Below are 9,958 nucleotides of genomic sequence, written 5' to 3'. Positions count from 1 at the left end.
TTGTATTGTGGCAGTACCAACTATTTTTACAGCAGTTCATTTATATTATTATATAGTTATTAAGTCGATGAGGGAAAATAAATAATTTCTTAAATGAAAAACTCAACTTTCGCACCCTAATTTGGGCAGATAAACCTTGATATAGTTGGGTAAGCTCTCAATCCATTGTGTCAGTTGACATGTAACCCATTTTTTGATTGACTTTTTTGTTTTCGTCAGGGCGTCATGAAGGATATCCATGAGCTGCGTCAGTACTACAACTCAATCCAGTTCATTCATTTCGTCGCAGAGTTCATAGAACATACCACCAAGGGTTCGATTATCTGTACTGCAACGGTTTTACCAGGACAGAAGAATAAACCTTGAAAAGACAATGGGCAGGAACGTTGATCCGTCTGACCACCCCAATGTCAGCATACAAAATCCCTTGTAGTGTTTTCTCTTGGCATGGTCAAAACAATGAGCTAGAAGTTCAGCGCGCTTACTGCGATCGCGATAAAAAGATGAATTATCCAGAATGAGCACTTTCGTGTGGCAGGCGCTTATCAAACGGCTGACTTTCATAATCGTGAATACGCTTAATGCAGTCAGGAAGCGCCGCCAGGCAAACTTCGGGTAGTTCAAAAAACTATATAGTCTGTTAATTCACCGCCGCCTCGACCCTCAGCGTAATATCGCGCAATTTTATCCTCTGTCCAACGATTCGTTCGTTTCGGCAAAGAACCATCTCCCCAAAAAAGAAATACTGCTACTATGATTATCTCATAGTAGCAGTATCAGTAAAGAACTTTTTTACCAAGTAAACAACTTTATTCCCAAGTAAAGAACTTTTTTTCGACGGTACAACATGTGATAAATACAAATAAAGTTGTTTACTCACGTACGCACCAAGCCGTATTCTTTCGTTGAAATTAGTGGTGATTAAAGAAAATAGTTATTTACTCGTTCAGTCATTTAATTATTCACCCACTATTTTATGACAAAAAAGTCCTTTACTGATGACTACATACATATCATCTGATTAAAAATTTTTGTCTAGTAAGAATTTTTATTTTCGGGATCAAACCAACCATCTGAGCGTCTTGGAGAAATTTCATGAATAAACAAGGTTTCTATTTTATCAAAATCGAAAAATGAAGTTCTTTACTTATTTTTTTAAGATTGATAACCATTATTTACCTACACTTTACTTAATTCATGCTGAATGACAGACCGTATCGCCATTCGTAAGCGTCAAATAATCCCCACCTGAAAAACAGATGGGGATGCTCGTTATTTATGAGCTCTTGGAGACACAGACTAATCAATTAAAGACGCTAAAGCGATCAATATATAGTCGGACCAGCTCAACCGTTCAAATAGTGAACTCTATTTCGCATGTATAAAATGAATCTCAAGCTCATATGCATCCGGATGTAGTTCCAAGTCTTCATTGATTTCATGCAAAAATCATGCCGTACAAAATGAACAATGATTTAACCTCATGATGTCATGTGTTCTAGGTTACTCATTACCCTTTAGTGCCTCAACCATATTAATCCTGCGCAGGGAGCGCATGGTCACCAGGTTGACGACCCAAGTGAAGATGAAGGTAAGCAAGGCACTGATAATAAAACTTTGCGGTAAAATTGACTTAACAAACATCACACCGTCTACCTCCATCCCACTTAGAGTCTTCGCATGCAGGAATATGCCGCCAATGATACCGAGTACAATGCCGATCAACGTCAGGATGTAACTTTCTCGAGTAACATAGGCCGAGACTTCTCTGTCATAAAAACCAAGCACCTTGATTGTGGCAATTTCTCTGAAACGCTCACCAATATTGATCGTCGTCAAAGTATATAGGACCACAAACTCAAGAAGGATCGCCGACAAAATAATGACCCAGACCACATCGTTGAGACTCTTAACCGTGTCTTGAAAGGTTTGTTCGCTATCGGACAGGAAAGACACGTTGGCGACACCATCAACTTTCGTCAACGATGAAGAAATGGAATTATGGGACGCCTTCGTATTTAGATTCGTCAGGATCTGGTTGACCGCTACATGTGAACCATATGCCTTTGAATACAAGGTGGGCGTCATGAACACATAATTCAGCAAATAATTCTCTGCAATACCCTCAACACGGAAATGATGACTATGCGTTGCATCATCCTCAATCGCAAGGGTATCGCCCGTTTTGATGTTTAACAGCTGAGCGAGCTGCTGTGTAATGACGACACCATCATTTGACAGAGAAATCGGTGCGCCCGTTTTTTCAAAGCGCGAAGGTGCTTGTCGCAGCTTAAAATAGATTGAAAATTGATTGGGCTGCTGCGGAACCATGAGATTCACCTGTTCGCTTTTCGAACCCGACTTCACGGTAATATTCTTGTTGGTATTTTCCATGAACGAGGATACCCCGGACGTGTTCCTGAGAAGGTGCGTTATTGTGCCAGTCTGACCGGCAGTCACATTGTTTTTCAGTTGAACGGACATGTCGTATTTCATAATCTCGCCAAATTCTCTTTGAGAGACTTGAGTGGATATAGAATCCTTGAGCCCCAGACCGGTAACGAGCATTGCGCAGCAACAGGCGACGCCTAATACCGTCATCCAGAAACGCTTTTTGTATCGGAAAAGATTGCGTGCCGTGACTTTCTTACTGAAACTCAGATGGTTCCACAGAAAATGGATACGCTCAAGAAGAATCCGTTTCCCGCTTTTTGGCGGTTCCGGTCGCATCAATGCCGAAGGTACGGAACGAAGCTCGCTGATACAGGTGAACAGCGTGGCAGCTGTGATCAGTGCTAATGAAATCACCAATGCTGTAACTGCAATGCCGGGATGAAAACCGACACTCATGGCTGGCATCGAATATAGGATCATATAGGCCTTAAATAGTACGGCCGGCAGTAAGATAAACCCAAGGACCATGCCGATGATACTCCCAATTAAACTCGCCGAAGCGGAATAAAAGAGATATTTGAACGCGATGGCCCCATTGCTGTAACCCAGAGCCTTAAGCGTACCGATCTGCGTGCGCTGTTCCTGTACCATCCGAGTCATCGTCGTCAGGCAAACAAGAGCAGCTATTGCAAAGAAGATGACCGGAAGAATACTGGACATGCCATTGCTACGGTCAACAGTGCTTTGGAAACTCGAATAGCCCGTATTGTCATCGCGGCTCAGTATCTTCCAACTTGGTTTCGCAATCTGGCTGACTCTTTGTTTGGCATTATGGATTTGCTGCTCCGCCTTACTTAGCTTTTCGTTCGACTCCGTTTTTTGCTTTTTCAGATTCTGCTGTGCTTGATCAATGAAACTTTTTTGCCTAGTAATCTCTTGCTGCCCTTGTGTAATCTGCAATTTGGCCTTTTTCTGCGCAGCAGCAAATGAATCTTTCTGACTGTTCAGCTTTGCCGTGGAGTCGGCAAGCTGTTGTTTGCTGGAATTCAGTTGTGTTTGCGTGGCCGCAAGCTTTTTCTGCTGAGCCGAGAGATTAGACTGTGCAGTTGCCCGCTGCTGTGTCAAAGTAGCAAGTGTACTTTTTATTTTTTGAATCTGCGTGTTTAGACTTTCCGCCTGTGCAGGTATCAAGCTTCCGTTCGTCTGACCAACAGAAAGCTCGGTTTCAAGTCCGTTAAGCTGATTTTGCAGAGATAAAATTTTTGACGAAAGGGCATTGATTTGCTTTTCGGCGGTGGCAAATTGATTTTGCGCCGCTGCCGCCGATTGTTTAAATGAAGCGGATTTTTGGTTAAATATAGACGTGCTGTTGGCAAGTTGCTTTGCTGCGGTGTCAAGTTTAGCCTGTGTCTCGGAAAATTGCTGATTGGTTTGACTTTCCATCGCTTTCAAGTGATCCTGTGCAGCTTTCAGCTTATTCTGCGAATCGTCGATTTTCTGCTGTGCTTCAGTAAATGATTGATCCGCTTGTTTCTTTTTTTTGTTATAATCATTCTGCTGCTGAGTAATTCGTTTATTGTTCTTGCTGACGAGATCGTCATAGCGCGTTTTGGTCCGGCTGTCTGCCACGTGATTTAAGCCATCTCTCACAGAGGAAACTTTATTGGAATAAGCGTCGCTGAACACATCCAAACCGTTGGTATCCGCTGCGGTAACCAGAATGGCCGTGTAGTCAGATTGCTTGAAGTTCTGCTGCGGCATAAAGATCAGACCGCTTACCTTGCCATTTCCGATGGTGCTGGTTCCCCGGTCTCTGGTTAAATAGGCAGGGCTATCGACAGTACCCACGACCTTAAGTTTCGTGTCGTGCAGGCTGTCGGATAGGTTCGCCGCCGAACCGGATGACAAAGTGACAAGGTCGCCGATCTTCGGATTGCTTCCGTTTTTTTGCTGATCCACGACGACCTCGTGGGAATCTTTCGGTAACCTTCCCTTTACAAGGGTCAGCGAGTTGATCGCATCGTTTGACCCGTTACCGTTTGGTATGGAGATTAAGTGCGCAACATTGGTCTGTTTTCCGTACGTCTGCATGGCGTCCATCATAAAAACAGGCTGAGCATTCTTGACACCAGGCACCGCGCGTATCGCTTTTAAATCATCTCTATTAAAACCAACAGGTGACAGGATTTGAAGATCCATGAACCGACTTTTTGAAAAGTAGTTGGCAACGGATGCAGATAAATCCGGACCGATGGAATTAAACCCGACGTAAAAAGCGACACCAAGCGTTACAATCACGAGGATTGCGAAAAAGCGATTCAAAGAGCCTTTAATTTCACGAAATACTTCTTTAATTAGTGTTTTTTGCATCGCACTCACCACTTAATCTCTTCAACATTGACAGGGTCAGGATTAATCTCCATGTTTTCAACACGTCCATTTTTGATCTTGATCAGTCTGTCGCCCATCGGAGCAATCGCCAGATTGTGCGTGATCAGCACAACGGTCATGCCGGTTCTCCGACACGTATCCTGCAAAAGCTTTAATACGGAACGCCCCGTGTTATAATCGAGAGCCCCCGTCGGCTCATCGCAAAGCAGGATCTTCGGATTTTTTGCGAGTGCGCGGGCAATGGCTACACGCTGCTGCTCACCTCCGGAAAGCTGTGCAGGAAAATTCCTCATTCGTTCTTCTAGGCCTACCTGCATCAGCACATCACGAGGCGGAAAGGGGTGATCGCAAATTTCAACAGCCAGTTCCACATTTTCAAGGGCGGTCAGGTTTTGCATCAAGTTATAGAACTGAAAAACAAACCCAATTTGTTTGCGACGGTACGTGATCAATTGCTTTCGCGAATAGTTGTTGATCTCCTCGCCGTCAACGGTAAACTGTCCTTTTGTCGGGGTATCCATGCCACCAAGAATATTCAGCACGGTGCTCTTTCCCGCACCGCTCGGACCGGCTACTATAGCGAATTCCCCTTTATTGACGATGAAATTCACGCCGGAAAGTGCATTAACAACAACCTCCCCCATTTTGTACTGTTTGGTTATTCCTTTAAATTCAATGATGGGTTCACTCATATCCATTTCCTCCTCTCTATAAAAATAAAGAATGGATGACCCGGGAATTACCCCATGTCATCCATCCTAACAATCAAGAATAAAATAAAAATAGAAAAAGATAAAGAAAACTTAAGAAATGACGACAGGCAGCCTAAGTTCAATACCAAAATCATTGTTCCAAGGCTTATAAGCCCGAATCGAGCCCCCATGCTTTTCAATAATTTCCCTGCAGATAAAAAGGCCGAGCCCACTGCCCCCTTTTTCACGGGATCGAGAGGGTTCTCCGCGATAAAAACGATCAAAAAGAAGCTGCAGTTTCTCCTCCGGAACCTGCATCCCGTTGTTTTCAATTTTTACTTTTAGATCATTATCGCTTTGTGTTATATAAACATGCACAATAAGTGGTCGCGCACCGTATTTGATCGCGTTGCCCATGATATTTGCAATTAATCGGTTGATTAAGGATGCGTCAACTCGGACCGTCGGTGTATTGTCTATTTTACTGTCGTATTCAAGCTTCGCATCCACACCGTCCCATTCTTCTGTATAAGGTTCCAAAACAGATTGCCAGAACTTTGAGGCAGAGACAACTTGAAAGTCTGCAGGTGCATTTAGATCAGTGACAAGGGCAGCGTCCTGAAACTTATCAATCAGGTCTCTGATATCGTCCGCTTTCCGACCGATCACTTCATAATAATGCTGCTGCTTTTTCTGATCCGAAACTTTCCCGGAAGACAACCGCTCGGTATACGTGATGATCGATGTGAGCGGTGTTTTCAGATCGTGCGAAATGGCTGCCAGCATCGTCTGTTGCTGTCTGTCGACAGTTTGTAATCGATAGATCATTTGATCAAACCTTTTTTCCAAAACACCGATCTCGTCATGCCGGTAGTCCTTTGCCCTTATTTTCATTTTCAACGGATCGTTCTCCATCCGCCTGTAAAGCGCTAAAACAGGTTTTGTAATGGACAGGTGAAGAAAAAAGGCGATCAATAAAAACAGAAAAGTAAAGAGAAGCAAGATGATCCATAGGTATTTGATGGCGTACTCTTCAAATACCTCGGTGCGTGTCAAATTCATCCCGTTTATCCGCAGACCATAGCGTACGACGCCTCGCGTAATGATATAATCTTTTGCCGATATGTTAATGATTGTTGGCGATTGACCCAACGACCACAGTACGTTTCCCTTTATATCCAGTAATTGAATTTGCATTCTATGATTCGCGTAGGGGGTCAGCAGTCTCTCTATGCTCCTCTCATCCTTGGATGCGGACGCTTTTTCAGCAAGTCTTGAAACCGTATTTTGATAGTATTGCTCTTCTTTCACCACATCGTAACGAAAATCATTTCTGAAGAAAATAACAAAGCTAAGCAGAAGCGTTGTGACAAAGAAGAGACAAATGACAAGAAAAAACACAGAGAGCTTAAAACGGATCGATTTGTGCATTAGCCATCGCCTTCCAACTTATAGCCAATGCCCCAGATCGTTTTGATTCGGTGTCCTTCGCTGCCTAGCTTGGAGCGAAGATTTTTAATATGCACAGTAATTGTATTGAGGTCTCCGCCGTAGCGGTCATTCCAGACAGCAGAATAGATCTGTTCACGTGTGAGTACCCTGTCTTTGTTTGTAAACAGGTAACTTAGAATTTGAAACTCCTTTGTGGAAAGATCAGCAGGAACTCCATTAACAACAGCCTGCCATTTGGATTTGTGAAGTTCAATTTGGCCCAACCGTAAAATATCTTCCGCTTTTTCCCTTTTGTGTTCGCGTCTTAAATGTGCGTTAAGTCTCGCGATAAGCTCATCCATCGAAAACGGTTTGGCGACATAATCATCGGCTCCGACCTGCAGACCGATGACTTTATCGATGTCCCGACTCTTTGCGCTGAGGATCAGCACAGGGGCGTCTGTCTCCCTTCTGATGTGATTCAATGTCTCCAGTCCGTCCATTTCCGGCATCATAATGTCAAGTATGAAGGCATCAATTTTCTCAGATTGCATTAGATCAAGCACTTGTAAACCATTATACGCACAGCTGACAAGATAGCCTTCGTCAGTCAGTGCATCAGATATAATCTCAACAATTTCCCTGTCGTCATCCGCAACCATTATTCGATTCGGCAACTCCATCACTCCAATGATGTGAATGAAAGTCAAAAAGATAGTTAATTAAAGTTAATAGTGTGTCGTTCCGTACTACAGGCGGAACAGAATGATCAGGCATCCAGATAATACGGACGCTTCTCTTTTTTTACTCTCCAGAACAGGATCAGCCCGACCCCGAAAATGATCAGTACGACTGCCAGCCATTGAGAGACGCGCAGCGGTCCCAACATCAGACTGTCTGTCCTAAGTCCTTCAATGTAAGATCGGCCGAGCGAATACCAGATAAAATAGGACAGAAAAAGCTCACCACGGCGCAGGTTCACCCGCCTAAGTATCAGGAGGAGGATAAAACCGGCAAAATCCCAGACCGACTCATATAGAAAAGTCGGAATATAGTAGGTGCCGTTAATCAGCATCTGATTGACAATAAAATTTGGAAGATGCATAGCATCAAGCGCAGCTCGCGTCGTCGGACCACCATGAGCCTGCTGATCCATAAAGTTACCCCAGCGTCCAAGTGACTGTCCGAGAATCACACTCGGTGCAATTACATCGGCCACCTTCCAGAACGATAGATGACGCAAGCGACAAAATACAATCGTCGTGGCTGCTCCTCCGATCAAAGCACCATAAATGGCAATGCCACCGTTCCACACAGCAATGATTTGTGATGGATGTTGCGAATAGAAAGACCATTCAAAAGCGACATAATAGATACGGGCACAAACAACAGCGATTGGTACAGCAAACATGATAAGGTCAACATATGTATCCTTGGGAAGACCACGCTTGTTGCCTTCGCGCATGGCAATCATCAAGCCAAGCAACGCGCCACAGGCAATAATAATACCATACCAATAAATATGAATAGGACCTAGCTGAATAGCGACCGGGTTTAAAGGTTGAACAGTCAAAATTAAATCCTCCACTCCAGAAATTTTGATTTTAGATTTTTCGCCTGCTTGTCGAATAAATTGTATCATATTAATTTTTTTATTCTATTATAGGCTTACGCCATTCTACCAATATAGAAACTAATGATCAGAATTGAAAAGACGATCAGAGTGATCACTGTATATAAATAATCTTTTTCGATGAGAAAGGCGATAATCGAAATACCCACTCGAAAAACCGGAGTGAGCATGAGGGCGAGTAGTCCCATCAAAATCACCCCGTATGGCTTCAATGCAAAACAACCTTGCATGATATCTTTGATATGCGTTGGATAAAGATTTGCCTCATATCCCGATTGACCCTCGGCATAAAGCAATATAAGTCCGAAAATAATTATTACGCTACTTATCGCTATTCCTATCCTTAGTGTCCACCCGATCATTAGTCCGACTGAATCCATGTCCTTTTCTCTGGTTGCCTTAGCTTGCGAATGATTCACCACTTCCACCCCAATCCTTCGAGCATCATCTGAATAGCGATATAGGCAATCACCGGAACGAAAATAATTCGAATGGTTTTGCTTTTCATCCGTTGCATGATCTTAGCACCAATTGTTGCTCCTACGAGCACACCAATGGCAATCGGTCCGGATATTTGAGGATCAATATCACCACGAAGCAAGTAGACACCGGCACTCGCTGCCGCAGTGACACCCATCATAAAATTGCTCGTCGCGCTGGAGACTTTTAACGGCAGTTTCATGAACAAGTCCATGGCCATGACCTTGAAACTGCCACTTCCGATCCCAAGTAATCCTGAAGCCACCCCAGCACCATACATCACACCAAATCCTGCTGGAACATGAACTGCATGATAGGAGACCTCTTTTTCCAGTTTTTTATCATAATAGCTCCCATTCAGTTTCATTTTATTCGATAAGGATTTTCCCCTGTTCAGATCATATTTCTCTGCTTTCTTTTTTTGAAGCATGGCTAACGCTGAATATAATAAAAAGAGTCCGAAAATGATATAGAGCACGCTTGAAGAAATCAAACCTGCTAGAAAAGCTCCAGTGATCGCGCCAATTGTCGTTGCAATCTCCAAAAACATACCGATACGCAAATTTGTAATCCCATCATTAATATAGGCAATCGCTGCACCGCTTGATGTCGCAATAACAGCAATCAGACTGGCCCCTATCGCATGATTTATGTCAATACCGAGCATCAGGGTCAATATTGGAGTGATAACCGTACCCCCACCAAGCCCGAGAACAGAACCAAAAATTCCGGCAAACACAGCAACAAAGATGAGTTTGATTACGAGTAGTGACAAGGTTTCATCTCCCGTACATTGATTATTTTGAAGTCTCACGATATCTTGACGATCATATCAGAATCTGTACGTTCAAAAGGTAAACCCGGCCTAAGCGAACCCTACAGTTTAAATAGTATGCCTTGTTAATTGATAATAAAAATATTATTATTTTATTAATGT

At 43.4% G+C, this 9,958-nt stretch carries 7 protein-coding genes and 1 pseudogene; all 8 read right to left on the bottom strand.

What is annotated here, in order from left to right; all coding sequences use genetic code 11:
* Positions 1 to 363: 363 nt before the first annotated feature.
* Positions 364 to 522: pseudogene (locus tag M3N64_RS14235) on the bottom strand (IS4 family transposase); the annotation flags it as partial.
* A gap of 981 nt (positions 523 to 1,503) precedes the next feature.
* Entirely contained in the window at positions 1,504 to 4,764 is a 3,261-nt protein-coding gene (locus M3N64_RS13770) for an FtsX-like permease family protein (RefSeq protein WP_249104169.1), read from the bottom strand.
* Between the two features lie 5 nt (positions 4,765 to 4,769).
* Positions 4,770 to 5,477: an ABC transporter ATP-binding protein gene (locus M3N64_RS13765; RefSeq protein ID WP_249104164.1), complete on the bottom strand. Its 708-nt coding sequence runs from the start codon at positions 5,475 to 5,477 to the stop codon at positions 4,770 to 4,772.
* 111 nt (positions 5,478 to 5,588) lie between these two features.
* Positions 5,589 to 6,908 (bottom strand): sensor histidine kinase, encoded by a 1,320-nt coding sequence (locus M3N64_RS13760; protein WP_249104162.1) that lies wholly within the window; start codon positions 6,906 to 6,908, stop codon positions 5,589 to 5,591.
* A complete protein-coding gene (locus M3N64_RS13755) occupies positions 6,908 to 7,585 on the bottom strand; it encodes a response regulator transcription factor (RefSeq protein WP_249104157.1) in 678 nt (225 codons plus the stop codon). Before M3N64_RS13755 ends, M3N64_RS13760 begins: the two co-directional genes overlap by 1 nt.
* 92 nt (positions 7,586 to 7,677) lie before the next feature.
* On the bottom strand, positions 7,678 to 8,481 hold the full coding sequence (gene lgt / locus M3N64_RS13750) for a prolipoprotein diacylglyceryl transferase (RefSeq protein WP_249104152.1): 804 nt from the start codon (positions 8,479 to 8,481) through the stop codon (positions 7,678 to 7,680).
* A gap of 95 nt (positions 8,482 to 8,576) precedes the next feature.
* Complete coding sequence (locus M3N64_RS13745; protein WP_249104149.1) at positions 8,577 to 8,969, bottom strand: DUF1634 domain-containing protein; 393 nt, start codon at positions 8,967 to 8,969, stop codon at positions 8,577 to 8,579.
* A complete protein-coding gene (locus tag M3N64_RS13740; protein ID WP_249104142.1) occupies positions 8,957 to 9,796 on the bottom strand; it encodes a sulfite exporter TauE/SafE family protein in 840 nt (279 codons plus the stop codon). The genes M3N64_RS13745 and M3N64_RS13740 overlap by 13 nt, the downstream gene beginning before the upstream one ends.
* Positions 9,797 to 9,958: the final 162 nt, after the last annotated feature.

The sequence above is a fragment of the Sporolactobacillus mangiferae genome (assembly GCF_023336505.1).
GTDB lineage: Bacteria > Bacillota > Bacilli > Bacillales > Sporolactobacillaceae > Sporolactobacillus > Sporolactobacillus mangiferae.
Note: the sequence above shows the minus strand (reverse complement) of the source record. Positions and strands in the feature narration are given on the sequence as shown.

Excerpts from the sequence above, each read along its gene's own strand:
- M3N64_RS13760 (WP_249104162.1), bottom strand. The coding sequence starts at position 6,908 with ATGCACAAATCGATCCGTTTTAAGCTCTCTGTGTTTTTTCTTGTCATT.
- M3N64_RS13770 (WP_249104169.1), bottom strand. The coding sequence starts at position 4,764 with ATGCAAAAAACACTAATTAAAGAAGTATTTCGTGAAATTAAAGGCTCT.
- M3N64_RS13765 (WP_249104164.1), bottom strand. The coding sequence starts at position 5,477 with ATGAGTGAACCCATCATTGAATTTAAAGGAATAACCAAACAGTACAAA.